Annotated in this window: 28 protein-coding genes; 15 read left to right on the top strand and 13 right to left on the bottom strand. The window is 55.1% G+C overall.

Features of this window, described 5'->3' with window-relative positions; translation table 11 throughout:
* Positions 1 to 26: 26 nt before the first annotated feature.
* The 4 genes from arsC to ACOTXC_RS12725 form a co-directional block, all read right to left on the bottom strand.
* Positions 27 to 452 (bottom strand): glutaredoxin-dependent arsenate reductase, encoded by a 426-nt coding sequence (gene arsC, locus ACOTXC_RS12740; RefSeq protein WP_421767721.1) that lies wholly within the window; start codon positions 450 to 452, stop codon positions 27 to 29.
* Between the two features lie 12 nt (positions 453 to 464).
* Positions 465 to 1,754 carry an arsenic transporter gene (locus tag ACOTXC_RS12735; RefSeq protein ID WP_023299679.1) on the bottom strand — a complete coding sequence of 430 codons (1,290 nt, stop codon included), beginning with the start codon at positions 1,752 to 1,754 and terminating at the stop codon, positions 465 to 467.
* 40 nt (positions 1,755 to 1,794) lie between these two features.
* Positions 1,795 to 2,115, bottom strand: coding sequence for a metalloregulator ArsR/SmtB family transcription factor (locus tag ACOTXC_RS12730; RefSeq protein ID WP_015571018.1), 321 nt, complete (start codon positions 2,113 to 2,115; stop codon positions 1,795 to 1,797).
* 950 nt (positions 2,116 to 3,065) lie between these two features.
* Entirely contained in the window at positions 3,066 to 4,751 is a 1,686-nt protein-coding gene (locus ACOTXC_RS12725; protein WP_001024855.1) for an aspartate:alanine antiporter, read from the bottom strand.
* A gap of 274 nt (positions 4,752 to 5,025) precedes the next feature.
* On the opposite strand from ACOTXC_RS12725, the gene ACOTXC_RS12720 reads away from it, so the two are divergent.
* Positions 5,026 to 5,400 (top strand): inner membrane protein YbjM, encoded by a 375-nt coding sequence (locus ACOTXC_RS12720; RefSeq protein ID WP_023299682.1) that lies wholly within the window; start codon positions 5,026 to 5,028, stop codon positions 5,398 to 5,400.
* Positions 5,401 to 5,430: 30 nt separating this feature from the next.
* Here the strand turns inward: ACOTXC_RS12720 and ACOTXC_RS12715 are convergent, their stop codons facing one another.
* Positions 5,431 to 5,700, bottom strand: coding sequence for a GrxA family glutaredoxin (locus ACOTXC_RS12715; protein ID WP_014169305.1), 270 nt, complete (start codon positions 5,698 to 5,700; stop codon positions 5,431 to 5,433).
* A 185-nt stretch (positions 5,701 to 5,885) separates the two neighbouring features.
* Here ACOTXC_RS12715 and nfsA point away from each other — a divergent pair, with 185 nt between their 5' ends.
* The 11 genes from nfsA (at position 5,886) to ACOTXC_RS12660 (ending at position 16,601) form a co-directional block, all read left to right on the top strand.
* The gene (nfsA, locus tag ACOTXC_RS12710) at positions 5,886 to 6,608 is read left to right on the top strand and encodes a nitroreductase NfsA (protein ID WP_023299683.1); all 723 of its coding nucleotides are present in this window, start codon (positions 5,886 to 5,888) and stop codon (positions 6,606 to 6,608) included.
* 64 nt (positions 6,609 to 6,672) lie between these two features.
* A complete protein-coding gene (gene rimK, locus ACOTXC_RS12705) occupies positions 6,673 to 7,575 on the top strand; it encodes a 30S ribosomal protein S6--L-glutamate ligase (RefSeq protein WP_032621711.1) in 903 nt (300 codons plus the stop codon).
* Positions 7,576 to 7,638: 63 nt separating this feature from the next.
* Entirely contained in the window at positions 7,639 to 8,115 is a 477-nt protein-coding gene (locus ACOTXC_RS12700) for a YbjN domain-containing protein (RefSeq protein WP_022647571.1), read from the top strand.
* Between the two features lie 350 nt (positions 8,116 to 8,465).
* Entirely contained in the window at positions 8,466 to 9,578 is a 1,113-nt protein-coding gene (gene potF, locus ACOTXC_RS12695; RefSeq protein WP_126490343.1) for a spermidine/putrescine ABC transporter substrate-binding protein PotF, read from the top strand.
* Positions 9,579 to 9,721: 143 nt separating this feature from the next.
* The gene (gene potG / locus ACOTXC_RS12690) at positions 9,722 to 10,855 is read left to right on the top strand and encodes a putrescine ABC transporter ATP-binding subunit PotG (protein ID WP_017693732.1); all 1,134 of its coding nucleotides are present in this window, start codon (positions 9,722 to 9,724) and stop codon (positions 10,853 to 10,855) included.
* A 9-nt stretch (positions 10,856 to 10,864) separates the two neighbouring features.
* Positions 10,865 to 11,818 (top strand): putrescine ABC transporter permease PotH, encoded by a 954-nt coding sequence (potH, locus tag ACOTXC_RS12685; RefSeq protein WP_022647573.1) that lies wholly within the window; start codon positions 10,865 to 10,867, stop codon positions 11,816 to 11,818.
* Complete coding sequence (potI, locus tag ACOTXC_RS12680) at positions 11,815 to 12,660, top strand: putrescine ABC transporter permease PotI (protein ID WP_022647574.1); 846 nt, start codon at positions 11,815 to 11,817, stop codon at positions 12,658 to 12,660. The genes potH and potI overlap by 4 nt, the downstream gene beginning before the upstream one ends.
* A 42-nt stretch (positions 12,661 to 12,702) precedes the next feature.
* The gene (locus ACOTXC_RS12675) at positions 12,703 to 13,200 is read left to right on the top strand and encodes a YbjO family protein (protein WP_087878582.1); all 498 of its coding nucleotides are present in this window, start codon (positions 12,703 to 12,705) and stop codon (positions 13,198 to 13,200) included.
* A 40-nt stretch (positions 13,201 to 13,240) separates the two neighbouring features.
* On the top strand, positions 13,241 to 14,368 hold the full coding sequence (rlmC, locus tag ACOTXC_RS12670) for a 23S rRNA (uracil(747)-C(5))-methyltransferase RlmC (RefSeq protein ID WP_063139299.1): 1,128 nt from the start codon (positions 13,241 to 13,243) through the stop codon (positions 14,366 to 14,368).
* Positions 14,369 to 14,440: 72 nt separating this feature from the next.
* The gene (locus ACOTXC_RS12665; protein WP_045623347.1) at positions 14,441 to 15,148 is read left to right on the top strand and encodes a response regulator transcription factor; all 708 of its coding nucleotides are present in this window, start codon (positions 14,441 to 14,443) and stop codon (positions 15,146 to 15,148) included.
* On the top strand, positions 15,132 to 16,601 hold the full coding sequence (locus ACOTXC_RS12660) for a sensor histidine kinase (RefSeq protein WP_045623376.1): 1,470 nt from the start codon (positions 15,132 to 15,134) through the stop codon (positions 16,599 to 16,601). The genes ACOTXC_RS12665 and ACOTXC_RS12660 overlap by 17 nt, the downstream gene beginning before the upstream one ends.
* A gap of 75 nt (positions 16,602 to 16,676) precedes the next feature.
* Here ACOTXC_RS12660 and artJ read toward each other — a convergent pair whose 3' ends face one another.
* From artJ to ACOTXC_RS12630, 6 genes are all read right to left on the bottom strand, one after another.
* Positions 16,677 to 17,408, bottom strand: coding sequence for an arginine ABC transporter substrate-binding protein ArtJ (gene artJ / locus ACOTXC_RS12655; RefSeq protein ID WP_015571008.1), 732 nt, complete (start codon positions 17,406 to 17,408; stop codon positions 16,677 to 16,679).
* Positions 17,409 to 17,581: 173 nt separating this feature from the next.
* Positions 17,582 to 18,250, bottom strand: coding sequence for an arginine ABC transporter permease ArtM (gene artM, locus ACOTXC_RS12650; protein WP_022647579.1), 669 nt, complete (start codon positions 18,248 to 18,250; stop codon positions 17,582 to 17,584).
* A complete protein-coding gene (gene artQ / locus ACOTXC_RS12645) occupies positions 18,250 to 18,966 on the bottom strand; it encodes an arginine ABC transporter permease ArtQ (protein WP_003858367.1) in 717 nt (238 codons plus the stop codon). The genes artM and artQ overlap by 1 nt, the downstream gene beginning before the upstream one ends.
* Before the next feature lie 6 nt (positions 18,967 to 18,972).
* Positions 18,973 to 19,704, bottom strand: coding sequence for an arginine ABC transporter substrate-binding protein ArtI (gene artI / locus ACOTXC_RS12640; protein WP_006174322.1), 732 nt, complete (start codon positions 19,702 to 19,704; stop codon positions 18,973 to 18,975).
* 18 nt (positions 19,705 to 19,722) lie between these two features.
* Positions 19,723 to 20,451, bottom strand: coding sequence for an arginine ABC transporter ATP-binding protein ArtP (gene artP / locus ACOTXC_RS12635; RefSeq protein ID WP_006809439.1), 729 nt, complete (start codon positions 20,449 to 20,451; stop codon positions 19,723 to 19,725).
* A gap of 226 nt (positions 20,452 to 20,677) precedes the next feature.
* Positions 20,678 to 21,196, bottom strand: a complete 519-nt coding sequence (locus ACOTXC_RS12630) for a lipoprotein (RefSeq protein WP_022647580.1) — start codon at positions 21,194 to 21,196, stop codon at positions 20,678 to 20,680.
* 97 nt (positions 21,197 to 21,293) lie between these two features.
* Between ACOTXC_RS12630 and ACOTXC_RS12625 the strand changes: the two genes are divergently transcribed.
* The 3 genes from ACOTXC_RS12625 to ACOTXC_RS12615 all read left to right on the top strand — a co-directional run bounded on the left by ACOTXC_RS12625 (position 21,294) and on the right by ACOTXC_RS12615 (position 23,330).
* Positions 21,294 to 21,617: a heavy metal-binding domain-containing protein gene (locus ACOTXC_RS12625; RefSeq protein WP_003858361.1), complete on the top strand. Its 324-nt coding sequence runs from the start codon at positions 21,294 to 21,296 to the stop codon at positions 21,615 to 21,617.
* Positions 21,614 to 22,444 (top strand): N-acetylmuramoyl-L-alanine amidase, encoded by an 831-nt coding sequence (locus tag ACOTXC_RS12620; protein ID WP_126490342.1) that lies wholly within the window; start codon positions 21,614 to 21,616, stop codon positions 22,442 to 22,444. The genes ACOTXC_RS12625 and ACOTXC_RS12620 overlap by 4 nt, the downstream gene beginning before the upstream one ends.
* A 262-nt stretch (positions 22,445 to 22,706) precedes the next feature.
* Positions 22,707 to 23,330 carry a helix-turn-helix domain-containing protein gene (locus ACOTXC_RS12615; protein WP_022647582.1) on the top strand — a complete coding sequence of 208 codons (624 nt, stop codon included), beginning with the start codon at positions 22,707 to 22,709 and terminating at the stop codon, positions 23,328 to 23,330.
* 3 nt (positions 23,331 to 23,333) lie between these two features.
* Here the strand turns inward: ACOTXC_RS12615 and ACOTXC_RS12610 are convergent, their stop codons facing one another.
* Positions 23,334 to 23,966 (bottom strand): hypothetical protein, encoded by a 633-nt coding sequence (locus tag ACOTXC_RS12610; RefSeq protein ID WP_126490341.1) that lies wholly within the window; start codon positions 23,964 to 23,966, stop codon positions 23,334 to 23,336.
* The gene (locus tag ACOTXC_RS12605) at positions 23,966 to 25,528 is read right to left on the bottom strand and encodes an ExeA family protein (RefSeq protein WP_063163406.1); all 1,563 of its coding nucleotides are present in this window, start codon (positions 25,526 to 25,528) and stop codon (positions 23,966 to 23,968) included. The genes ACOTXC_RS12610 and ACOTXC_RS12605 overlap by 1 nt, the downstream gene beginning before the upstream one ends.
* Between the last annotated feature and the right edge of the window lie 205 nt (positions 25,529 to 25,733).

The following is a 25,733-nucleotide window of genomic DNA, read 5'->3' as shown; positions in this document are numbered from 1 at the left end:
AGCGCTCGCCCCGGCCACGCCTGATGTCAGGAGATTTTTTTCCCGCTGGCGTCAACGACGATTTCGCCATCTTCCTTTGTAAATGCCCCTTTTTGCGCGTCCGGAAGGATGTCGAGAACGACTTCAGAAGGGCGGCACAGACGTGTACCCAGCGGCGTCACCACAATCGGACGGTTAATCAGAATGGGGTACAGCAGCATGAAATCGATAAGCTGGTCATCGGTGAAATTTCCCCCGGCAAGGCCCAGTTGCTCATAAGGCTCGACGTTTTTGCGCAGCAGATCGCACACGGGAATCCCCATGTCTGCAATCAGCCTGGTCAGTTCATCACGCGACGGTGGGTTCTCAAGATAGAGAATAATTTCGGGTTCCGTACCGCTGTTGCGGATCATCTCCAGCGTATTGCGCGACGTGCCGCAGGCCGGGTTGTGGTAGATAGTGATGTTGCTCATATCCGTTACTCATTACAGTGTGAAGGAGAGACGTAGCGCCAGCGCGGCGAGCGTCACAAACAGAACCGGCAGCGTCATTATGATGCCCGTCCTGAAATAGTAGCCCCAGGTAATGGTCATGTTTTTCTGTGCCAGCACATGAAGCCATAGCAGGGTGGCCAGGCTACCGATGGGGGTGATTTTCGGCCCCAGATCGCAGCCAATCACGTTAGCGTAAATCATCGCCTCCTTAATCAAGCCTGTTGCCGCACTACCCTCAATGGAGAGCGCGCCGATCAATACCGTTGGCATATTGTTCATTATGGATGACAGAAAGGCGGTGATAAATCCGGTTCCCAGCGTAGTGGCCCAGAGTCCGTGTCCGGCTAAGCGATCAAGAACGCCTGAAAGAGACTCCGTCAGCCCGGCATTACGCAGGCCATACACCACCAGATACATCCCCAGCGAAAAGATAACGATCTGCCAGGGTGCGCCGCGCAGCACTTTCCCGGTGTTAATGGCGTGCCCGCGTTTCGCAACGGCAAATAAAATCAGCGCGCCAGTTGTTGCGATAGCGCTGACCGGGATACCCAGAGGTTCAAGCACAAAGAAACCGACGAGCAGTAGCAGCAGCACGATCCAGCCCGTTCTGAACGTCGGCAGGTCATGAATGGCCCGTGCGGGCTCGCGGAGTTTTGCCAGGTCATATTCCGGCGGTATTTCCTTGCGGAAGAACAGATGCAGCATCACCAGCGTCGCGGCAATTGCAGCGATATCAACCGGGATCATCACCGAGGCGTATTCGCTAAAGCCCAGCTTAAAGAAGTCCGCTGAGACGATGTTGACCAGGTTGGAGACAATCAGCGGCAGGCTGGCGGTATCGGCGATAAATCCCGCCGCCATCACGAACGCCAGCGTGGCCTGCTTGCTGAACCCCAGCGCCAGCAGCATGGCGATAACGATAGGCGTCAGGATCAATGCCGCACCGTCATTGGCGAACAGCGCCGCCACGGCCGCACCCAGCAGCACGATCCAGGTAAACAGCAACCGCCCGCGACCGTTTCCCCAGCGAGCAACGTGCAGCGCCGCCCACTCGAAAAAACCGGACTCATCCAGCAGCAAACTGATAACGATTACCGCGATAAACGTGGCCGTCGCATTCCAGACGATGTTCCAGACCACCGGAATATCGTTAACGTGGATCACACCGCTCGCCAGCGCCAGCGCGGCGCCAATGGTGGCACTCCAGCCGATACTGAGCCCTTTGGGCTGCCAGATAACCAGTACCAGCGTAAACAGAAAAATAGCCCCTGCCAGAAACATCTTTTACTCCGTTATATCTGTTTTTGTGAATGTGTTGTGGTCAGCACGAGCCCGGGAGGCGGTTTTTCAGCTTCATACGTGTCTCTTCTCGCAGGCAGTTCCAGCTGGTGTCGATAACGGTTGCCGCCCATGCAGGCATGTTGGGAGAGAGACGGTAGTAGATCCACTTACCCTCGCGACGGTCGATGGCCAGCCCGGCCTCGCGCAGTAAGGCCATATGGCGGGAGACTTTCGGCTGCGGCTCGTTGGTAGCGGAGCAGAGATCGCAGACGCACAGCTCGCCCGCTTCACGCAGAAGCATGACGATGGAGAGGCGCGTTTCGTCGGAGAGGGTTTTGAAGAGCTGAACGGGGTGAAGCATCTGGCGATCCTGCGTGGTTTTTGTCATATACATTAAATCATATATGTTTGTGGCGAGTGAGGGAAGGGCAATAAGGGCAAATAAATGTCCTCAGTGAAGTACCATTACGTTGAGCAGTCGTCTTTGAGCCACAGACAAGGCGGGATTAGAAGATTAATGATTCCTGGTTTTGTTGAATATCTTCAATGTTATGAGACAGACGATCGTTGCAGATGTTAACAGAATCAAAATATCAATATTTGTATATGTTTCGTACATTGTCTCCGCATTAATATCACCATAGATGAAGCCGCAAATAGCAGTCGCAACGTCGTGGTTAATATAAGCTGTTGAAGGACCCAGCGTGCGTCCTAGCAGAAAGCTAATTAACGCAAACCAGACGGCCTTAAGTAGTCTTGAGCCCCATTTACAGGCAAGGGTAGTGATATCCACCGTCAATAACCTCAATACTATTGCACGCGATATGTGAACGCATACATGGGACCTAAATAAATTCCGGTTTCAGAAGAGCGATTCCGAAATTGGAGTGGTGAGCGAGCTTTATGTAGACTTCTGCCGCTATCCCCGGATGAAGCCTTCATTACTTTTCCTGTCATCAGGTGGATTAATTCGTTCCAGCTTATGCCAGCTGCCTGTATCGAAGTTCAAACCCGATCATATCTACGCTCAATCGTTGTTCTTTTAAGATATTGACCAGGCAAAATTTAACCGCGCAAGAAGATCAGCTATACCGCCATGGAAAATAAGGTAGTGTTATAAGTAATTGATAGGGAAGGGTATTAATTTCAGGCAACAAAAAACCCATCAACCTTGAACCAAAAATGGCGGGGTTGATGGGCTCCACAAATTGGGGACATCAAAGAAAAGCAGTGGCACTAGTTATGACTGCACCCTGCGTAAAAAGTTCTGCGCGTAACGAAAATTTTTTCAGCCACACGCAATCTTGAGATTTATCCGAGTCCTGGCCAGATAATGATGATCAGCGTACCTGCCAGCGTCAGCAGCACGTTTGCGATGGCGTAGGTGCCTGCATAGCCCAGCGCCGGGATGTTGCTGCGCGCGGTGTCGCTGATGATCTCCATTGCCGGTGCGCAGGTGCGCGCGCCCATCATCGCGCCGAAGAGCAGGGCGCGGTTCATGCGGAGCACGTAGGCGCCGAACAGGAAGCAGATGACTACCGGTACCAGGCTGACGATAAGCCCGGAAACCAACATTTGCCAGCCGACCGCACCCAGGCCATTGCCAATGCCGCTCCCGGCGCTTAAGCCGACACCCGCCATAAAGACCATCAGACCGAACTCTTTCACCATGTTCAGCGCTCCCTGAGGGATGTAGCCGAAGGTGGGATGGTTCGCTCGCAGGAAGCCCAGCATGATCCCGGCGAACAGCAGACCGGCAGCGTTACCGATGCCGAAGCTAAAGTTACTGAACTGGAAGGTGATCATCCCGATCATCAGGCCAACAATGAAGAAGGCGCAGAAGGCTAACAGGTCCGTCACCTGGCTGTGGATCGAGATAAAGCCGATACGGTCGGCAACGGTTTTAACACGTCGGGCATCGCCGCTGACCTGCAACACATCGCCTTTATTAAGCACCACGTTATCGTCGATAGGCATTTCAATCTGGCTGCGGATCACGCGATTGAGGAAACAGCCGTGGTCGGTCAGCTTCAACTGCGCCAGACGGCGGCCCACGGCGTTGTGGTTCTTCACCACAATCTCTTCGGTGACGATACGCATGTCCAGCAGGTCGCGGTCGAACACTTCTTTCCCGTTGCGGAAGCTCGGATCGAGACGCGCGTGGGCGTCCGGGTAACCAACCAGAGCGATGTCATCGCCCATCTGGAGTACTGCGTCACCGTCCGGGTTTGCCAGAATGCCGTTACGACGGATACGTTCGATGTAGCAGCCGGTCTGACGGTAGATCCCCAGCTCGCGCAGGTTTTTCCCGTCGGTCCAGGCAACCAGTTCCGGACCGACGCGGTAGGCGCGGATCACCGGCAGGTAAACTTTACGTTTGGAGTCCGTATCCAGACCACGCTCTCGGGCAATGGTTTGGGCGCTGGTCTGGAGATCCTGATGCTGAAGTTTTGGCAGATAGCGCGCGCCAACAATCAGGCTCACCAGACCAATCAGATAGGTCAGGGCATAGCCCAGGCTCAGGTTATCCAGCGCGGCGGAAAGCTGCGTGCCTGCCATGCCAGAATGACGAAGCGTATCCCCCGCGCCAACAAGCACCGGCGTGGAGGTCATCGAGCCTGCCAGCATACCGGCCGTTAAGCCGATGTCCCAGCCAAACAGTTTGCCCAGCCCTAACGCAATCAGCAGGGCGCTGCCGACCATCACCAGCGCCAGCATCAGATAATTTTTGCCGTCTCGGAAGAAAATGGAAAAAAAGTTCGGACCGGCTTCCACGCCTACGCAAAAAATAAACAGCATGAAACCTAAGTTAAGCGCGTCCGTGTTAATACTGAAATGTTGCTGACCTAATAACAGGGAGACGACTAAAACGCCAATGGAATTACCAAGTTGAACTGAACCCAGGCGCAATTTACCCAGACAAAGGCCCAGTGCCAGTACCACAAATAATAACAGGATGTAATTCCCATTTAACAAGTCTGCGACGTTTATATTCACGGAGGCTAACTTCTTGTTTACCAGTAAGTTGTTGAATGAAAGGACTATTTGGGCTACTGTTTTCAGAGTCAGGGAATCACTTTGCACCTCCCTGCTTCCTGATAAATACCCTAAACACTAGCAGGCGGTTAGTTTAATCGTAATAGCTACCGACAGCCACCTATTATCGCACGACTTGTGTGCGTGCTTTGGCAAGGATTGCCGCAATGCTTTATCTGACTGGGCGTCCACCGGACGATTTTTGTATTTGATAGAGATAAGTCAGGAGGATAGTTTGAACTTTAAACGAAACTGGGTTGGCGTAATCAGCTGCTTTTTGCTGTTTACGGTCGTTTGCATGTCGCTTGCTTTTAATGTGAAGGGCGCCTTCAGAGCGTCCGGTCATCCCGAGCTGGGCCTGTTGTTCTTCATCCTGCCGGGGGTAGTGGCCAGTTTTCTCTCGCGCAAAGGCGAGGTGGTAATGCCGCTGCTGGGGGCCATCCTTGCGGCGCCCCTCTGCCTGCTTCTGATGCGCGTGCTGTTTCTCTCGTCGAGAAGCGTCTGGCAGGAAGTGGCGTGGCTACTGAGTGGCGTTTTCTGGTGTGCGCTGGGCGCGCTCTGTTTCTTATTTATGCGCAGCCTGCTGCAACAGCGGAAGCACCATAAATAAAAACGCCCTCAGGGTGAGGGCGTCTTAGCATTACTGAGCGGCAAACAGGCCCAGGTGCTCTTTGGCGTACGCTTCGAAATCGGTGCAGCCGCCGATGTGTTTCTGATCGAGGAAGATTTGCGGCACGGTTTCAACCGGTTTACCCACGGTTTTTTCCAGATCGGCTTTGCTGATGCCTTCCGCGTGGATATCCACGTAACGGAAGTTGAAATCATCACGTTCTTCAGTCAGTTTCTCAGCCAGCTCTTTCGCGCGCACACAGTAAGGGCATCCTGGACGACCAAAAATTACTGCAAACATTTCTCTCTCCTCAAAAAACAAGCCTGACGGCGAATAATCCCTATAGTGCACGATAACCTGCCGTCATGGAAAGAAGGTTTCACCTGTCACTTTGATACAGTCAGGCTATGTTTCGCCAATTACATCAGGTGGATCATTGCCTATACTGGCTGCCATACGTTTTACGCAATACAAAGAGAGACAAAATGACGCCAACCATTGACCTGCTTCGTTCCCACCGTTCCATTCGCCATTTCACCGATGAGCCGATCACCCAGGCGCAGCGGGACGCGATCATCGACAGCGCAAGAGGCACCTCCAGCTCCAGCTTTTTGCAGTGCAGCTCCATTATCCGCATCACCGATCCGGCGATGCGTGAACAGCTGGTAACGCTGACGGGCGGACAAAAGCACGTTGCCCAGGCGGCTGAGTTCTGGGTGTTCTGCGCCGATTTTAACCGTCACCTGCAAATCTGTCCTGAGGCGGAGCTGGGGCTGGCGGAACAGCTGCTGCTGGGCGTGGTGGATACGGCATTGATGGCGCAAAACGCGTTCACGGCGGCGGAATCGCTGGGGCTTGGCGGCGTCTATATCGGCGGGCTGCGTAATAACATCGAAAGCGTGACGCAACTGCTGAAGCTGCCGAAACACGTGTTGCCGCTGTTTGGTCTGTGCCTCGGCTGGCCGGCGGATAACCCGGATCTGAAGCCGCGTATTCCTGCTGCGATGCTGGTGCATGAAAACCACTACCAGCCGGTCGATCAGGACGTTCTGCATCAATACGATGAAGAGCTGGCGAACTACTATCTGACGCGCGACAGCAACAACCGCCGCGATACCTGGAGCGACCATATTCGTCGCACCATCATTAAAGAAAACCGCCCGTTCATTCTTGATTACCTGCACAAACAGGGCTGGGCAACGCGATAGTCCCTTCCTCCTGCGCCTCGTGTATGATAGGCAGGCTTTTCCCATGTCTTTAGAGAGGTGCAGGGTGAAAATTGCCATATTGTCCCGGGATGGAACGCTCTATTCATGTAAACGCCTGCGAGAAGCGGCGGCGAAACGCGGACATCAGGTTGAGATCCTCGATCCGATGTCCTGCTATATGAACATCGACCCTGCGGCGTCGTCGATTCATTACAAAGGCCGCAAACTCCCGCATTTTGATGCGGTAATTCCCCGCATTGGCTCCCAGATCACCTATTACGGCACGGCCGCGCTGCGCCAGTTTGAAATGCTGGGAAGCTATCCGCTCAATGAGTCCGTGGCGATCTCACGCGCCCGCGATAAGCTGCGCTCGCTGCAGCTGCTGGCGCGCCAGGGGATCGATTTGCCCGTCACCGGGATTGCTCACTCCCCGGACGACACCAGCGATTTAATCGACATGGTGGGCGGTGCGCCGCTGGTCATTAAGCTGGTGGAAGGCACGCAGGGTATTGGGGTGGTACTGGCGGAGACGCGTCAGGCGGCGGAAAGCGTGATTGACGCCTTTCGCGGTCTGAATGCCCATATTCTGGTGCAGGAGTATATTAAAGAGGCCAAAGGGTGCGACATCCGCTGCTTTGTGGTGGGCGATGAAGTGGTGGCCGCCATAGAGCGGCAGGCGAAAGAGGGCGACTTCCGCTCTAACCTGCACCGCGGCGGTATCGCGCGGGTGGCCCTTATCAGCGAGCGCGAGCGCGAGATTGCGGTGAAAGCGGCGCAGACGCTGGGCCTGGACGTGGCGGGGGTCGATCTGCTGCGTGCCGACCGCGGGCCGCTGGTGATGGAAGTTAACGCCTCGCCGGGGCTGGAAGGGGTGGAAAAAACCACAGGCGTCGATATTGCAGGTAAAATGATCGCATGGATTGAACGCCATGCGACGCCGGGATTTTGCCTGAAAACGGGCGGTTAAATGGATCGGCGCGCACTTTTTGCGTAAGCTGGACAACGTTTTTATTTAAGAGGCTGCACAGCGATGGATTTACAGGTCGTACCTACACTGGATACGTTACGTCAATGGCTCGATGATGCCGGTATTACTTTTTTCGAATGCGACTCCTGCCAGGCGCTGCATCTGCCTCACATGCAAAATTTCGATGGTATTTTTGATGCCAAAATCGATCTGATTAACGACGTGATCCTGTTCTCGGCGCTGGCTGAAGTGAAGCCTTCAGCGCTGCTTGCACTGGCATCCGATCTGTCAGCGATTAACGCCAGTTCTTTGACCGTGAAAGCGTTTCTCGACATACAGGATGATAATCTGCCGAAGCTGGTGGTTTGCCAGTCTTTATTCTCCGGCGCGGGGCTCTCCTTCAAACAGTTCGCCTGGTTTATGCGCCTGAGCGAAGAGCAAATTTCCATGGTAATGATGGAAGCCAACGCACATCACCTGCTGTATAGCGCGGAAGATGATGCCGAGAATAATGATGCATCTTCCAATTTTCTCCACTAAGCCTGTCTGACTTTTGCGCAGTCGCTACCAGAGCGGCTGCATAACACCGCTTTTTCTGCTGCTTTTAACCTTTCTTTAAAGAATTTTTCACCTCCTCTCAGGCCGTTTCGGCTTATCACGTAGACATAATCTGCATAAAAAATTGATAAAAGGCGTTTTTTCGTCTGGGCTATAGCCGGAGACACGGGCTACAGTTATTCTTGCGGTGCTTAAAAAAGCGAGCGGAACCTGCCGGGAAGAGGGGTGTATTTTATTTCGGGCAGAGCGACAAACTATGCATGAATATTGCATATCTTCAGGCTGCACAGTTTTGGTTCGTTTGTTAACGAGCTTTCAGAAGGAATAACAATATGATCGCCTTGAATAAAAAATGGTTATCGGGTCTGGTTGCGGGTGCTCTGATGGCCGTCTCTGCCGGCACGCTCGCTGCGGAACAAAAAACGCTGCACGTCTATAACTGGTCTGACTATATTGCGCCGGACACCGTCGCGAATTTTGAAAAAGAGACCGGCATTAAGGTTGTCTACGACGTATTCGATTCCAACGAAGTACTGGAAGGCAAACTGATGGCGGGCAGTACCGGTTTCGACCTGGTGGTGCCCTCTGCAAGCTTCCTGGAGCGTCAGCTGACCGCCGGTGTCTTCCAGCCGCTGGACAAGAACAAGTTATCGAACTGGAAAAACCTCGATCCGAAAGTGCTGAAGCTGGTGGCGAAGCATGATCCGGACAACAAATACGCCATGCCTTACCTGTGGGCGACCACCGGTATTGGCTATAACGTGGATAAAGTCAAAGCGGCGCTGGGCCCGGACGTCAAGCTGGACAGCTGGGACGTCGTGCTGAAGCCGGAAAATCTCGAGAAGCTGAAAAGCTGCGGCGTCTCTTTCCTCGATGCGCCGGAAGAGATTTTCGCCACCGTGCTTAACTATCTTGGCAAAGATCCAAACAGCAGCAAGGCCGACGACTACACCGGTCCGGCGACCGACCTGCTATTAAAGCTGCGTCCGAATATTCGCTACTTCCACTCCTCTCAGTACATCAACGACCTGGCTAACGGGGATATCTGCGTGGCCATCGGCTGGGCGGGTGACGTCTGGCAGGCAGCGAACCGTGCGAAAGAGGCGAAAAACGGTGTGAATGTTTCCTACTTCATTCCGAAGGAGGGGGCGCTGGCGTTCTTCGACGTCTTCGCGATGCCGGCTGATGCGAAAAACAAAGAGGAAGCGTATCAGTTCCTCAACTACCTGATGCGTCCGGAAGTGATTGCCCACATCAGCGACCACGTCTACTACGCCAACGGTAACAAGGCCTCCGTGCCGCTGGTGAGCGAAGAAATCCGCAATAATCCGGCGATCTACCCGCCAGCCGATGTGTTTGCCAAGCTCTTCACCCTGAAAGTGCAGGAACCGAAAATTGACCGTGTGCGTACCCGCGCGTGGACGAAGGTGAAAAGCGGTAAGTAACGGCGTTTGATATCGTTGCCCGGTGGCGCTGTCGCTTACCGGGCCGACAAATCCCGTAGGCCGGGCAAGCGTTAGCGCCGCCCGGCGATGCGCACCCTGACGGTGCGTTTGCACCAGTGTTGATCTATGCCGGAGAGCACCCCGTGAATGACGCGATCCCCCGCCCGCAGGCGAAAGTCCGTAAAGCGCTGACCCCGCTTCTTGAAATTCGAAACCTCACCAAATCCTTCGACGGCCAGCATGCCGTGGACGATGTCAGCCTGACGATCTACAAAGGTGAAATATTTGCTTTACTCGGCGCATCTGGCTGCGGTAAATCGACCCTGCTGCGTATGCTGGCCGGGTTTGAACAACCTACCGCCGGGCAGATCGTGCTGGATGGGGTAGACCTCTCCAGCGTGCCGCCGTACCAGCGGCCCATTAACATGATGTTCCAGTCCTATGCCCTGTTCCCGCACATGACCGTCGAGCAGAACATCGCCTTCGGCCTGAAGCAGGACAAACTGCCGAAAGCCGAAATCACCGCGCGCGTGGCGGAGATGCTGAGCCTGGTGCACATGCAGGAGTTCGCGAAGCGTAAGCCGCATCAGCTTTCCGGCGGCCAGCGTCAGCGCGTGGCGCTGGCAAGAAGTCTGGCCAAACGGCCGAAATTACTCCTGCTCGACGAGCCGATGGGCGCGCTGGATAAAAAGCTGCGCGACCGGATGCAGCTGGAAGTGGTGGATATCCTTGAGCGCGTAGGGGTGACCTGCGTGATGGTGACGCACGACCAGGAAGAGGCGATGACCATGGCCGGGCGCATTGCGATCATGAATCGCGGTAAGTTCGTGCAGATCGGCGAGCCGGAGGAGATTTACGAACACCCGACAACCCGCTACAGCGCGGAGTTCATCGGCTCGGTAAACGTCTTCGAAGGGCTGCTGAAGGAACGCCAGGACGACGGTCTGGTGATTGAATCGCCGGGGCTGGTGCACCCGCTTAAGGTTGATTCTGATAATTCCGTGGTGGACAACGTGCCGGTTTACGTTGCCCTGCGCCCGGAAAAAATCATGCTTTGCGATGAGCCGCCCGCCGATGGCTATAACTTTGCCGTGGGCGAAGTGGTACACATCGCCTATCTCGGCGATCTGTCGATTTACCATGTCCGCCTGAAAAGCGGCCAGATGCTCAGCGCCCAGTTACAGAACGAACACCGGTATCGCAAGGGACAGCCAACCTGGGGCGACGAAGTGAGCCTGTGCTGGGATGCGGACAGTTGCGTAGTCCTGACGGTATAAGGAGCGGTCATGAGCACACTTGAACCTCCAGCCCGCGTCAAAAAACCGGGCGGTTTCTCGCACTGGCTGGCGCGCGTGCAGATGGCGCATGGCCGCAAGCTGGTCATCGCCATGCCCTATATCTGGCTGATCCTGCTGTTTTTGCTGCCGTTCCTGATCGTCTTTAAGATCAGCCTGGCGGAGATGGCGCGGGCGATCCCGCCGTATACCGATCTGTGGGAGTGGGCCGACGGGCAGCTGACGCTGACCTTAAACCTCGGGAATTTCCTGCAACTGACTGAGGATCCGCTCTATTTCGAAGCCTATTTACAGTCGTTACAGGTTGCGGCGATCTCAACGATCTGCTGCTTGTTGATGGGCTACCCGCTGGCGTGGGCAGTGGCGCACAGCAAGCCGTCGACGCGAAATATTTTACTGCTGTTGGTCATTTTACCGTCGTGGACATCGTTCCTGATCCGCGTGTACGCGTGGATGGGGATCCTGAAGAATAACGGCATACTGAATAACTTCCTGCTGTGGCTTGGGGTGATCGACCAGCCGCTGACGATCCTGCATACCAACCTTGCGGTGTATATCGGGATTGTCTATGCCTATCTGCCGTTTATGGTGCTGCCAATCTACACGGCGCTGACGCGAATCGATTACTCGCTGGTGGAAGCCTCGCTGGATCTCGGCGCACGCCCATTGAAGACGTTCTTCAGCGTCATTGTGCCGCTCACAAAAGGCGGGATCATCGCCGGATCGATGCTGGTGTTTATCCCGGCGGTCGGGGAGTTTGTGATCCCCGAACTGCTCGGCGGCCCGGACAGCATCATGATTGGCCGCGTGCTGTGGCAGGAGTTCTTCAATAACCGCGACTGGCCGGTGGCCTCGGCGGTGGCGATTGTCATGTTACTGCTGCTGATCGTGCCGATCATGTGGTTCCACAAACATCAGCAGAAACAGATGGGAGACCACGGATGAACAACTTACCGGTAGTACGCTCCCCGTGGCGAATTCTGATCCTGATTATCGGCTTTACCTTCCTGTACGCGCCGATGCTGATGCTGGTGATCTACTCGTTCAACAGCTCTAAGCTGGTCACCGTCTGGGCGGGCTGGTCGACGCGCTGGTACAGCGAGCTGTTCCACGATGATGCGATGATGAGTGCGGTGGGGCTGAGCCTGACCATTGCGGCGCTGGCGGCGACGATGGCCTGCGTGCTGGGCACGATTGCCGCGCTGGTGATGGTGCGCTTCGGCCGTTTTCGCGGAGCAAATGGTTTTGCGTTTATGATCACCGCCCCGCTGGTCATGCCGGACGTCATCACCGGTCTGTCGCTGCTCCTGCTGTTTGTCGCGCTGGCGCACGCCATCGGCTGGCCAGCGGATCGCGGGATGCTCACCATCTGGCTGGCGCACGTCACCTTCTGTACGGCGTATGTGGCGGTGGTCATCTCCTCGCGGCTGCGCGAGCTGGATCGCTCCATTGAAGAGGCGGCGATGGATCTCGGCGCCACGCCGCTGAAGGTCTTTTTCATCATTACGCTGCCGATGATTATGCCGGCGGTGATCTCCGGCTGGCTGCTGGCGTTCACGCTCTCGCTCGACGATCTGGTTATCGCCAGCTTTGTGTCGGGGCCGGGCGCGACGACGCTGCCGATGCTGGTCTTCTCCAGCGTGCGCATGGGGGTGAATCCGGAGATTAATGCCCTGGCCTCCATCATCCTCGGCGTGGTCGGAATTGTCGGATTTATCGCCTGGTATTTGATGGCGCGCGCGGAAAAGCAGCGCGTGCGCGATATCCAGCGTGCAAGACGCGGCTGAAGGAATTATTATTTCCAGTGATGTGCCGCGTATGACGCGGCACTGTTTTTCAGGGAAGTAAAAACATTGGGATTCTTACAAAAAACACGTCATTCGCACGCCCGTCCGAACGTCCCTGCGCTGGTGCAGGTGGCGGCGCTCGCCATTATTATGATCCGCTGCCTGGATGTGCTGATGATTATGAACACGCTGGGCCCGCGAGGCATGGGGGAGTTCATTCACCGCAGCGCGCAGACGTGGAATCTGACGTTGGTGTTTCTCAGCAGCCTGATGCTGGTGTTTATTGAGATCTACTGTGCGTTCTCGCTGGTAAAGGGGCGCAACTGGGCGCGCTGGGTATATTTTCTTACGCAGATCACCGCCGCCAGCTATCTGTGGGCCGCCTCGCTGGGCTATGGCTATCCGGAGCTATTCAGCATTCCCGGCGGCTCCCGCCGCGAGATTTTCCATTCCTTAGTGATGCAAAAATTGCCGGACATGCTGGTGCTCTGCCTGCTCTATGTTCCCGCCTCCAGTCGGCGGTTCTTCCGCCTGCAATAATGTGTATAATCGCAGCCCTCGTGATTCTTAAGGTTTTCATATGCAGTGCGCACTCTATGACGCCGGACGCTGCCGCTCCTGTCAGTGGATAGAACAGCCGGTCCCTCAACAACTCACCGCTAAAATGGCCGACCTGCAACAGCTGCTGGCAGCACACGCGGTGGGCGAGTGGTGCGCACCCGTCAGCGGGCCGGAGCAGGGCTTTCGTAATAAAGCCAAAATGGTGGTCAGCGGCAGCGTCGAAAAGCCGCTGCTGGGCATGCTGCACCGTGACGGCACGCCCGTCGATCTCACCGGCTGTCCGCTGTATCCCGCCTCGTTTGAGCCGGTGTTTACCGCCCTGAAACCCTTTATCGCCCGCGCGGGGTTAACGCCCTATAACGTTGCCCGCAGGCGCGGCGAGCTTAAGTACCTTCTGCTGACCGAAAGCCAAATCGACGGCGGGATGATGCTGCGCTTTGTGCTGCGTTCCGAAACCAAACTGGAGCAGCTTCGCGCGGTGTTGCCGTGGCTGCAGGAACAGCTTCCGCAGCTCAAGGTCATTACCGCTAATATTCAGCCGGTGCATATGGCGATCATGGAAGGAGAGAAAGAGATTTTCTTCACCGAACACCATGCGCTGGCGGAGAATTTCAACGGCGTGCCGCTGTGGATCCGTCCGCAAAGCTTCTTCCAGACTAACCCCACCGTCGCCAGCGCGCTGTACGCGACCGCGCGCGACTGGGTGCGTGCGTTACAGGTTCATCACATGTGGGATCTGTTCTGTGGCGTCGGCGGCTTTGGCCTGCACTGTGCCACGCCAGACATGCAGCTCACCGGGATTGAAATTTCTGCGGAGGCCATCGCCTGCGCGAAACAGTCCGCCGCGGAGCTGGGGCTGACGAATCTGCACTTCCAGGCGCTTGACTCGACCCGGTTCGCCACCGGCCAGGGCAACGTGCCGGAGCTGGTGCTGGTAAACCCGCCGCGCAGGGGCATCGGCCAGGCGCTCTGCGACTACCTGAGCCAGATGGCGCCGGAGTACATTATCTACTCCAGCTGTAACGCGCAGACCATGGCGAAGGATATCGCCAGCCTGCCGGGCTACCGCATTGCGCGCGTTCAGCTCTTTGATATGTTCCCGCACACTGCGCATTACGAAGTGCTGACGTTGCTCGTGAAATCTTAAACAAAATGTGAACTCTTCCCCCGCTCGAAATCAGGTAAGCTTACGTCATAACAAATGATTGAAGGCTTACCCATGAAGCAGATCCTGCTGGTAGAAGACGACCACGATATCGCGGCACTCCTGCGTCTTAACCTGGAAGATGAAGGCTACGCCATTACCCACGAGCCGGACGGGGGAAAGGCGTTACCGCTTCTGGAAAAACAGCCGTGGGACGCGGTGATCCTCGATCTGATGCTGCCGAATGTTGATGGTCTGGAGATTTGCCGCCGTATCCGCCAGATGACCCGCTACCTGCCCATTATCATCATTAGCGCCCGCAGCAGTGAAACTGACCGTATTACCGGCCTGGAAACCGGGGCGGATGATTATCTGGCAAAACCTTTCTCGGTGCAGGAGCTGATTGCCCGCATTAAGGCGCTGTTTCGTCGTCAGCAGGCGATGGGCCAGGCGCAGACGGACGGCATTATTCAGGCGCACGGTCTGACTATCGATCCGCTGGCGCGCACCGTGCGTCTTAACGGTCAACACGTCGATCTCACCCCGCGTGAATTTGAACTGCTCTATTTTTTTGCCCGGCATCCCGGAGAGGTCTTTTCACGGCTGGCATTGCTGGAGCAGGTGTGGGGGTATCAGCACGAAGGCTACGAACACACCGTCAACACCCATATTAACCGCCTGCGCATCAAAATAGAGAAAGATGCCGCCGAGCCGGAGATCGTTCGCACCGTCTGGGGCAAAGGCTACAAATTTGCGGAGCAGAATCATAATGCGTCGCTTTAGCCTGAGCCAGCGCCTGACGCTGCTGTTTACGGTGTTACTGCTGCTCTGCGCCACCGTCGCCTGTGCGGTACAGCTCTACGTTAGCATGCAGTACGGCAATGCGATGGTGCAGCGTCTCTCCGGCGGGCTGGCGCAGCAGATTGCGCAGCGGGAAGCGATTCTGGATACGCAGGGCAGGGTGGATCGCAGCGCCTTAAAGCCGCTGTTCGACCGGCTGATGACCTTTAATCCGAGCGTCGAGCTGTATGTTGTCTCGCCTGATGGCGATATCCTGGCCGATGCCGCCCCGCCGGGGCACATTCAGCGGCAAAAAATTGACCTCGCGCCGATACAGAATTTCCTGAGCGGGACGGTGATGCCGGTGTTTGGCGACGATCCCCGAAGCCAGAATAAGAAAGTCTTCAGCGCCACCCCGCTGCGGCAGGACGGTGAGCTGAAGGGGTATCTGTACATTATTTTGCAGGGGGAGGAGTCCAACGCGCTGGCGGAGATGGCCTGGCACAAAGCACTCTGGAGTACGGCGCTGTGGTCGATGCTGCTGGTGGCGCTGTTTGGTCTGCTGGCCGGGCTGCTGCTCTGGTACTGGGTGACGCGCCCGGTTAAACAGCTCACGCTGGACGTGGCCGGGCTGGAGCAGGACAGCATCAGCGCGATTAAGCAGCTGGCGGCCCAGCCGCTCAAGCCTGCCGGCCAGGATGAAGTGGCGATCCTGCGCAATACCTTTATCGAGCTGGCGCGCAAAATCACCTCTCAGTGGGATCGGCTGGCCGACAGCGACCGCCAGCGCCGGGAGTTTATCGCCAACATTTCGCACGACTTACGCACCCCGTTGACGTCGCTGCTGGGTTATCTGGAAACGCTGTCGCTGAAATCCGCCACGCTGACGCCGCAGGAGCATCAGCAGTACCTCGCTACCGCGCTGCGTCAGGGGCAAAAGGTACGCCATCTGTCGCAGCAGCTGTTCGAGCTGGCGCGTCTTGAGCACGGCGGCATCAAGCCCCAGCGCGAGCGTTTTGCCATGGCTGAACTGATTTCCGACGTGGCGCAGAAGTTTGAACTTACCGCCCGCACGCGCGAGGTGAACCTGCGTATTGATGTGCCGGGGCGATTGCCGCTGGTGAACGCCGACGTGTCGATGATCGAGCGCGTGGTCACTAATCTTCTGGATAACGCCATCCGTCATACGCCGAGCGGCGGAGAAATTCGTCTGGCGGTCTGGCAGGAGAATGAACGACTTCAGGTCGAAGTGGCAGACAATGGTACGGGCGTAGATGCCTCGCTGCGCGACGATTTGTTCCAGCGACCGTCAGCGTTAAATCCTCAGGCGTCGCGGGAGAACCGTGGGGGATTAGGGCTGTTAATCGTGAAGAGAATGCTGGAGCTGCACGGTGGCGGGATCAGGCTGATGGAGTCCGTGAGCGGGGCGCGGTTCAGGTTCTTTGTGCCGCTATGAGAAATTGCCGGGTGGCGCTGCGCTTTCCCGGCCTACAGACCACCCCCGTAGGCCAGACCACCCGGCAAAAAGAGATTACTGCGGGAACCACTGCTCGCTGATTTTCTGGTATGTGCCGTCAGCTTTGATCGCTTTCAGCGCGCCGTTCAGTTTTTCCAGCAGGGCTTTGTTATCCGGACGTACCGCGATGCCGAGGCCGGTACCAAAGTACTGCGGATCGGTCACTTTCTCCGTCGCTGTACCCAGCTGCGGGTTGGTTTTCAGCCACTCATTCACCACCGCGGTGTCGCCAAATACGCCATCGATACGGCCATTTTTCAGGTCGATAATTGCGTTCTGGTAGCTGTCATAGGCCACGGTTTTCACTTCAGGATGCTTGTCCTGGAGATATTTCTGGTGCGTGGTGCCGTTTTCCATGCCGATGCGCTTGCCTTTCAGTTCGTCGAAAGACTTATAAGCCCCTTTCTTCGCAATCACTACCGCAGAGTTCGCGTAGTACGGGTCGGTGAACGCGACCTGCTTGCTGCGCTCTGGGGTGATATCCATGCCGGAGATCACCGCATCGTATTTTTTAAATTTCAGGGACGGGATCAGGCTGTCAAACGCGTGGTTAGTAAAGGTGCAGTCGGCCTGCATCTGCTTGCACAGCGCTTTCGCCAGGTCAATGTCAAAGCCGACGATCTGGTTGCTGGCATCCAGCGATTCAAACGGCGGATAGGTGGCAGAAACGCCAAAATTGATTTTATCTGCGGCGGATGCGCCTGCGGCGAAGGTTGCGAGTAATGCGGCCAGAACTAACTTTTTCATTGTAATGCTCCCGTCTGTCTTATTTATGCGCCGTGTCTGCGGCCTGGATATACAATGCCATCTACTGAATTTATATTCAATAAAAATGATTAAATATTACCTTTATTGCAAAAAAAAGCGGATAACCCATCAGGTTACCCGCTCAATGAATACCGTTTTATGCATTGGCGTGATTAATTCCTGCGCTCAAACGCCAGCGCCTTACGCTCGATAAGACGCATCATCAGTGTCAGCAGACCGTTGACCACCAGATAGACCAGACCCGCCGCACCGAACACCATCACGTCGTAGGTACGTCCGTACAGCAGCTGCCCGTGGCCCATCACTTCCATCAGGGTGATGGTGTAGGCCAGAGAGGTGCTTTTGAACACCAGAACGACTTCGTTGGAATAGGAAGAGAGCGCACGCTTAAAGGCGTATGGCAGCAGGATCGCCAGCGTGTCCTTCTTGCTCATGCCCAGCGCACCGCAGGACTGCCATTGGCCTTCCGGGATCGCGCGGATTGCGCCGTAAAACAGCTGCGTGGTATAGGCCGCGCTGTTCAGTGAGAGAGCTATCAGGGCGCAGAGCCATGGCTCAGAGAGCAAATGCCAGATAACCGGATATTCCTGTAACGACGGGAACTGCCCTGGACCGTAGTAAATCAGGAAGATCTGCACCAGCAGCGGCGTACCGGTAAAGAGCGTAATGTAGCCACGGACAATCCACACCAGCACCGGCGTTTTCAGCGTCAGGACGATGGTGAAGAACAGCGCCAGGATCAGCGCTACGATGATAGACGCAACGGTCAGCGTCAGGCTGGTGTGCAGCCCTTTCATCAGTTCGGGTAAATAATCCAGCATCAGCCTGGTCTCCGTTCAAAACGCGTTGCGCGCAGATCAATACGCTTCAGAACGTACTGGCTCAGCAACGTGATTACCAGGTAGATAGCCGCCGCGACGATGTACCAGGTAAATGGCTCCTGCGTACGGGTGGCGATACTTTTGGTTTGCAGCATCAAATCGTTCACGCTGATCAGGCTCACCAGCGCGGTATCTTTCAGCAGTACCAGCCACTGGTTGCCCAGCCCTGGCAGGGCATGACGCCACATCTGCGGCATCACCAGGCGGAAGAAGATCGCCGCTTTCGACAGGCCCAGCGCCTGACCGGATTCCCACTGTCCCTGCGGTACCGCTTTCAGCGCGCCGCGCAGCGTTTGTGACGCATAGGCCGAATAGAGCAGGGAGAGCGCAATTACGCCGCACAGGAACGGGCTGACGTCGAAGTTCTCAATCTGCATTTGCACCGGGATCTGCGCAAAGCCGAGATTAATCGTAAAGCCGTCCGACAGCGTTAACAGCAGCTGTGAGGAGCCGAAATAGATAAACAGGACCACCAGAATTTCCGGCAGTCCACGCAGCACAGTTACCAGCGCTGAACCGAGCCATGCGACAGGGCGCCACTTAACGGACTCCCACACCGCAAAGAACATCGCCAGTACGAGGCCGATAATCAGTGCACAAACGGCAAGGCCGACGGTCATCCCGGCGGCGCTTGCTAAAGGAAAAATTTCATTCATCAGGAATTACTTCTGGAACCATTTTTTGTAGATGGTTTCGTAGGTGCCGTCTTTCTTCACTTTTTCCAGCGCAGCGTTGAATTTCTGCTGCAGCTCGGTGTTGCCCTGACGTACGGCAATACCCAGACCTGTACCGAAGTAGTCTTTATCTGTCACCTTGTCACCCACGGCGGCCAGCTTGTCGTTCGCTTTCAGCCATTCAGTCACGACAGCCGTGTCCCCGAACACCGCATCGATACGGCCGTTTTGCAGGTCCAGCTTCGCATTCTGGTAGCTGTCATACGGCACGGTGGTGATTTCCGGGTGCTTATCCATGATGAATTTCTGGTGCGTGGTGCCGTTCTGCACGCCGACTTTCTTGCCTTTCAGCAGGTCAACGGAGGCGTATTTACCTTTCTGACCAATGAACAGCGCCGAGTTGTCGTAGTAAGGGGTGGTGAACAGAACCTGCTTTTCACGCTCCGGAGTGATGTCCATACCGGCCATCACGGCGTCGATACGGCGGAACTTCAGGCTGGGGATCAGGCTGTCGAACGCCTGGTTGCTGAAGGTACAGGTCGCGTCGATCTCTTTACACAGGGCATTTGCCAGATCCACGTCGAAGCCAACAATCTTGTTGTTCGCATCAATGGATTCAAACGGAGGGTAGGACGCTTCAGTGGCGAAACGGATGGTCTGGGCTGCGGTAGCGGAAAGGCTGACGCTAGCAAGCAGCGCGGCAATCAATACTTTTTTCATTATAATTTCCCTAACACATCAGTGTGATAAGTAGTTTTTGAAGGCATCGGTTTGCGGGTTGGTGAAGCAGCTCGCATCACCTTGCTCAACAATATACCCGTTTTCCATGTAGACCACGCGGCTGGCGGTTTTGCGCGCCACTTCCACCTCGTGGGTCACGATGACCTGGGTAATGTTGGTTTCCGCCAGTTCACGAATGATACTCACGATCTGGGCAGTAATTTCCGGGTCCAGCGCTGCGGTTGGTTCGTCGAACAGCAGCACCGCTGGCTCCATCATCAGCGCACGGGCGATCGCCACACGCTGTTGCTGACCACCAGAGAGATGCAGAGGATAACGGTCGCTGTACGGTTTCAGACGCAGACGTTCCAGCAGCTTTTCAGCTCGCGCCATCGCCTGGTCTTTGCTTAAGCCAAGCACGCGGCACGGGGCTTCAATCAGGTTTTGCACCACTGTCAGATGCGGCCAGAGATTATATTGCTGGAAAACCATGCCCACGTTTTGACGCAGTTCACGAATCGCTTTATCAGAAGGGGTTTTCGCGAAGTCAAAATGGTTACCGGCGATGGCCAGCGTTCCCGAACGGGGCATTTCAAGCAGATTTAAAACACGCAGAAGGGAGCTTTTTCCCGCACCGCTTGGGCCGAGCAAAACCAGCGTTTCGCCCTCCGGGCAGCTCAGCGTAATGTCGAACAGCGCCTGGTGTGCGCCGTAGAAGCAGTTAATGCCGTTTAGTTTAATACTCATCGGGGCAGTCTTTACTCATCCAGGCAATCTATAGCAATTGAGGCCGCAGATAGTACCGTTGACAGAATAGTTATGCAATATTTCTGCGTTAAAAGTTAAATATAACCCGTGTTTCCTCTTAAACATAGCACAAAATAGCGACGGGAAAGGGGGGCGAGAATAAATGTCGGCATTCCGCATGAAATGCCGGACATTTTACGGGGTTAACGTTTATTTAACGTATGCGTTAGCGGTTCTCAATCGACTGGCGAAGGGTGCCCGCCGGAGCATGAACGCTGCCGCCAATGTAGCGCACATCATCTATTGCCCAGCACTGGCCTTCACGGATCATCAGCACCTCATCCTGCCAGGTTTGCGTCCCCTGGGTTAGCTTCACGCGCAGAGGAATATTCCGTGCGTCGGTATTCGGAATGGTGGACGCGCTGGCGACGTCGGCGCTGTCCGGCAGCGTGGCGCGGCTGGAGAACGGATCGGATGAAAGCAGCGCGTTTTGCTGCGGATCGCGCGAGGCGTCATTAAGCAGTTTCGCCAGATTATCGCTCAGGTACGGGCGCAGGGCGGTGAGGTCATTACCGCGATGCTGAATGCGGTAATCATAGAACTGTTGCGCCACGGCGTCCGGGCCGCCCTCAATGCAGGGGCCGCTGCGGGAACCGATATCCTTAAAGGCTGGCGTGACCGGCGTAGTGCAGGCGCTGAGCACCAGCGCGCAGGGCACTAAAAGCGTTAAAGCAGAGTAGCGCATGTTGATTTCCTTATTTATTAACTATCCTTTCAATCATAGCGTAACGAACCGATAATGCAGTTGCTAACGCATTGAACGCTAAAGACGGAGAGGAAGTATGCAATTTTCAACAACACCAACCCTGGAAGGTCAACCCATTACCGAGTACTGCGGCGTGGTCACCGGTGAGGCGATTCTGGGCGCCAACATCTTCCGGGACTTCTTTGCCGGCATTCGGGATATCGTCGGCGGGCGCTCCGGTGCCTACGAGAAAGAACTGCGTAAAGCGCGTGACATTGCGTTTAAGGAGCTGGGCGAGCAGGCCAAAGCGTTGGGCGCGGATGCGGTGGTGGGCATTGATATCGACTACGAAACGGTCGGGAAAGATGCCAGCATGCTGATGGTGAGCGTAAGCGGCACGGCGGTGAAAACCCGTCGATGAAGCGTTCGCTCTCAACCCTCCTGCTGGCATTATTGCTGGCAGGATGCGCCTCGGAAGAGGGCATTGTTGATAAAGGCGCGTACGAACTTGATACGCGCCATCAGGCGCAGGCGGCCTACCCGCGCATAAAGGTGCTGGTGATCCATTACACCGCCGATGATTTCGACACCTCGCTTGCGACCTTGACCGATAAAAACGTCAGCTCTCACTATCTCATCCCCGCAAAGCCCCCAGCTCCGCAGGGCAAACCGCGTATCTGGCAGCTGGTGCCGGAGAGCGAGCTGGCCTGGCATGCAGGTATTAGCTTTTGGCGTGGGACCAACCGCATAAATGATACCTCCGTCGGCATTGAGCTGGAAAACCGCGGCTGGCGGAAAACCGATGGTGTGAAAACCTTTACCCCCTTCGAACCGGGGCAAATTGCGGCGCTGATCCCGCTTGCCAGAGACATCATCGCCCGCTACGACATTAAACCGCAGAACGTTGTGGCCCATTCGGATATCGCCCCGCAGCGTAAAGACGACCCTGGCCCGCTGTTTCCGTGGCGCGAGCTGGCGCAGCAGGGCATCGGAGCCTGGCCCGAACCGGTGCGGGTAAATTTTTATATCAACGGGCGACCGCATTATCAGCAGGTTGATACCGCAGCACTGCTCGATCTGCTGGCGCGCTACGGTTACGAGGTGCCAGAAAACAGCACGCCTGCACAGCAAAAACGCATCATCATGGTGTTCCAGATGCATTTTCGTCCGCAGTTATGGAATGGCGTAGCGGATGTGGAAACCATGGCGATTGCCGAAGCACTTTTAGAGAAATACGGGCAGGGGTAAACCTTTGGCTTACCCCCAAATGAGTATATTTCCGCGAGTTTCTATTAGATTAATCCTAAGTACAATCTCATTTCATTTTTAGTTAATTGACTTAAAATTATTCGGATTTAAGATGGACACATAGCACGCTAAGCAATTTAGCGAATAAAAAACTTTACTCTTTTTTTTATTCTTGAGTTTTTCATCAGGAAAATATTTATGGTTCGGTATGAATGCCGTTGCCATGTTTTTTTTAAAATCACATCTTAAAACGGGTATAACAATGTTAAGCATCTATGGAAAAAAATTACGTCCGCAACATGAAATGGAAAAGATTATTTCTGCAACCTCATGCGTTGAAGAAAGAACGTTAAAAAAATGGCAGAAGATTTCCACTGCTGATTCCGGTTTAATTCATATTATTGTCAGCGGCGAAGTTGAATTTCGACGTGACTCTGACGAACTGTGCTTGTTCACCGTTACCGGGCAATGCATTTTCGGCCTGTCGTCGATGTATTACAACGCCACCCATATGTACGGCCTTGTTCGGTCGAATACGGTTGTTCGCTCGATCAAGAAAGAGGTCTTCGCCCAGCTGATGACCGAGAAAAACCTGTGGCCTGAACTGACAAAAGTGCTTTCCTGGTACATATGCCTGATGAGCAAGCGCGATGATATTCTGGTCGCTCGCAGCGCATATTCTGTTGTTCGCGAATTTTTATATGAGATCAACGACCTGATTGTACAGCATCAGCGTGATATTAACGTTTATGATTACATTCAGGAATACACTAACCTGGCACGTAGCACCATTATTAAAATCCTCTCCGATCTGAAAAAAGGTCAATATATTGTGGTGGAAAAAGGTCGACTGCTTAACCTCACCGCACTGCCTGAAAAATATTAATGCCTACTCCCGCCGGTCTCCTTTATCACTGAAAGGGGAACGGCTGTTTTCACTGTTTTTAACACTTGCTTGTGAATTATCCTGCGTTTCGTCAACCGGCGGTGCGGGAAATTTTCCTTGAGAATAATCCTGCTCCTGCTCTTTTAATGCCTGTTTAAATAATTCCGTTAATGATGACTCTTCACTGCTCGTGCTGGCGGGGGCGGTATCGTGCTCATGCGCCTCAGTTCCGGGTAGGGTATCCCGCGAGGGGTCTTGCGGCACCGCGCCGTCGGGCGCCTGCTGCCAGTCGGCATCATCACTGATGATCGGCAGATCCTGCATCGGTGGAACATCAACAGGCACTGGCGCAGCTTTAGGCTGCGGATGCGGGAACGGTTTACTCACGTACACGTAGTGCATCTCCGAAAGCTGGGTTTCCGGTTTGGCAACGCTGGCGTTGACCGGTTCAGGCGCCGGGTGGCGCATGTTCCAGTAGACATGCATATACAGGCCGACAACCAGCATGGCGCAAAGGCCGACCATCCATAATGCTGTTTTGCCGAATACGTTTTTCAGGCTGGGGAGGCGATACGAAAACCAGACCGCTTCCCCGGTTGTATAGCTGCGCTGGGCCGCAAGGCAGATGGTCGACATTAGGCTTTCTTCTCCTGCATTTTTGCGTCCGGGGTAGTGCGGGTGGCCTGAATCAGTACGCTCGGCGTGCTGTTGGTTACGCGCATCAGCTGCATCAGCGTTTCTTCGCCGGGGATGCCATCCACGTGCAGATGCATTTTTTGCTGAAACTCACGGGTGCGTTTCATCATCTCTGCGGTCCAGATCCGGGCATGCGTTTCGGGCTGGTTCAGCGCGATGCTTAACTGCTGATCGAGCCAGGCCATGTCTTTGCTGTCGCTGGCCGCGCCGATCGCGTCTTTTCCTTCCGGTGTCAGGCGGTGCAACTGGGTGAAGTTGCCGGTCGCATGCCGGTTAAACCAGCTGCGGCTCACCTGCCAGGTCCGGTTATTCATTAACAGGTCAATTGATGTATCTCCGACCCTGGCGACCACCGCATAGTTAAGGTGACCGCTGGTTTTCAGCTCACTGACCCACGGATACCCTTCCTGCGCCAGCGTCTCCGGCGACGCGTTCCCCTGTTTACACATCAGGTTCACTTTAGCGGCGTTCTGGCACAGCGCATCTTCGGCCGAGGCGTCATATCCCCACATCAGATAGAGCTGGTGCATCGCATCCGGCTGATTAACCATTTCATTGTCGATAACCGGCACCACGGGCGCCTCCGTTTTTCGCGTCGGCTGTTTCCAGCTGACGGGGACCGGCAGCTGGATGGGAAGGTGCCCGCTGATGGACGAGGTTAAATACCAGCCGCAGGCGGCAAACAGCACCGAAGCGAACAGCCCCACGGTTGCCAGACGCTTACCGTGTTTTTTCGCGGGCAGGATCTCTCCCGCCGCCAGGCGTAAATGACGCGGGCTGACCTGCGACGCGCGTTCCGTCCAGGCAGCGAGCATTGACAGGTGCGCCAGTTCGTTAAGTTTGCTGATGTTGCCTTTGGTCAACGTGTGCATTTTGCGCACGCGGGCCGGCGTTAACGGCGAATTTTCACAGCCGTGTTCTTCGCATTGCGCCTGCACATAGCCCAGGAATTCGCGGCAGGTCAGGGGGCGCAGGACATGACGAGTGTGTGTATATTCGCGCAGTTCAGGTTGCTTAAGCAGGATTTCCTGATCCGCAGTGCCCGTCAGCACCACGGAGAGCCGGAAGTTCAGCTCCTGGGCTCGCGTGAGCAGCGTACCCAGAACTTCACGGCAGCTCTCTTTCATGGCTTCGGCGTGTGAAATCACCAGCACTCTGGTTTTCGCTTTTTCCTCGTGCCACTGGCGCAGGATGGCATCCACCGCCTGCAGGCGATTCTTGCTCTCTTTCGTTACCGGATTGAGCTTGTACAGCAGGCTACTGGCACTCAGTTTGGGAAACGCATTGATAACAAGGACGTTACTGTGGCGGGTTTTTAGCGCATCGCTGAAGTGACCCAGAAGCGGGGCGTCGTCGCAAAAGAGCCCGATAATTCCCGCCTGCTGGGTTTTCTCTTTCAACAGGTTGAACACATCCTGATGATAAGGCACCAGAAAATCCCCGGATAAACGGGCGATCGATCTGAATGGCGGATTTTTAAAATTAAAGTGGCTCTGATACATAACGACTTACCGTCTCTGATTAGGAATAGCAACAGCATCAGAAAGTAAGGTAACGCCCCTGAACGGTCAATTTGCAAACAGGGTAAAAATATCCTGCTGGCAGCGTCTAACATTTGGATTTTATACGGTCAATATTTTTCTTTATGAAAGTTAGCGGCGAAGTCAGTGGTCGCATTTGCACCAGCTTATTACTATTTTCATCCAT

This window comes from Enterobacter cloacae complex sp. IR5428, assembly GCF_049238585.1.
Taxonomy (GTDB): Bacteria; Pseudomonadota; Gammaproteobacteria; order Enterobacterales; family Enterobacteriaceae; genus Enterobacter; species Enterobacter intestinihominis.
The sequence above is the reverse complement of the archived record's forward strand: the minus strand, read 5'-3'. Positions and strand labels throughout refer to the sequence as shown.

Coding starts and splice junctions, on each gene's coding strand:
- ACOTXC_RS12700 (WP_022647571.1), top strand. CDS start 7,639: ATGGATTTACAGGTCGTACCTACACTGGATACGTTACGTCAATGGCTC.
- potF (WP_126490343.1), top strand. CDS start 8,466: ATGATCGCCTTGAATAAAAAATGGTTATCGGGTCTGGTTGCGGGTGCT.
- nfsA (WP_023299683.1), top strand. CDS start 5,886: ATGACGCCAACCATTGACCTGCTTCGTTCCCACCGTTCCATTCGCCAT.
- ACOTXC_RS12735 (WP_023299679.1), bottom strand. CDS start 1,754: ATGTTTCTGGCAGGGGCTATTTTTCTGTTTACGCTGGTACTGGTTATC.
- ACOTXC_RS12630 (WP_022647580.1), bottom strand. CDS start 21,196: ATGCGCTACTCTGCTTTAACGCTTTTAGTGCCCTGCGCGCTGGTGCTC.
- rlmC (WP_063139299.1), top strand. CDS start 13,241: ATGCAGTGCGCACTCTATGACGCCGGACGCTGCCGCTCCTGTCAGTGG.
- ACOTXC_RS12620 (WP_126490342.1), top strand. CDS start 21,614: ATGAAGCGTTCGCTCTCAACCCTCCTGCTGGCATTATTGCTGGCAGGA.
- ACOTXC_RS12665 (WP_045623347.1), top strand. CDS start 14,441: ATGAAGCAGATCCTGCTGGTAGAAGACGACCACGATATCGCGGCACTC.
- ACOTXC_RS12605 (WP_063163406.1), bottom strand. CDS start 25,528: ATGTATCAGAGCCACTTTAATTTTAAAAATCCGCCATTCAGATCGATC.
- ACOTXC_RS12730 (WP_015571018.1), bottom strand. CDS start 2,115: ATGCTTCACCCCGTTCAGCTCTTCAAAACCCTCTCCGACGAAACGCGC.
- ACOTXC_RS12615 (WP_022647582.1), top strand. CDS start 22,707: ATGTTAAGCATCTATGGAAAAAAATTACGTCCGCAACATGAAATGGAA.
- potI (WP_022647574.1), top strand. CDS start 11,815: ATGAACAACTTACCGGTAGTACGCTCCCCGTGGCGAATTCTGATCCTG.
- artI (WP_006174322.1), bottom strand. CDS start 19,704: ATGAAAAAAGTATTGATTGCCGCGCTGCTTGCTAGCGTCAGCCTTTCC.
- artJ (WP_015571008.1), bottom strand. CDS start 17,408: ATGAAAAAGTTAGTTCTGGCCGCATTACTCGCAACCTTCGCCGCAGGC.
- ACOTXC_RS12715 (WP_014169305.1), bottom strand. CDS start 5,700: ATGTTTGCAGTAATTTTTGGTCGTCCAGGATGCCCTTACTGTGTGCGC.
- potH (WP_022647573.1), top strand. CDS start 10,865: ATGAGCACACTTGAACCTCCAGCCCGCGTCAAAAAACCGGGCGGTTTC.
- artP (WP_006809439.1), bottom strand. CDS start 20,451: ATGAGTATTAAACTAAACGGCATTAACTGCTTCTACGGCGCACACCAG.
- artM (WP_022647579.1), bottom strand. CDS start 18,250: ATGCTGGATTATTTACCCGAACTGATGAAAGGGCTGCACACCAGCCTG.
- artQ (WP_003858367.1), bottom strand. CDS start 18,966: ATGAATGAAATTTTTCCTTTAGCAAGCGCCGCCGGGATGACCGTCGGC.
- ACOTXC_RS12625 (WP_003858361.1), top strand. CDS start 21,294: ATGCAATTTTCAACAACACCAACCCTGGAAGGTCAACCCATTACCGAG.
- arsC (WP_421767721.1), bottom strand. CDS start 452: ATGAGCAACATCACTATCTACCACAACCCGGCCTGCGGCACGTCGCGC.
- ACOTXC_RS12610 (WP_126490341.1), bottom strand. CDS start 23,966: ATGTCGACCATCTGCCTTGCGGCCCAGCGCAGCTATACAACCGGGGAA.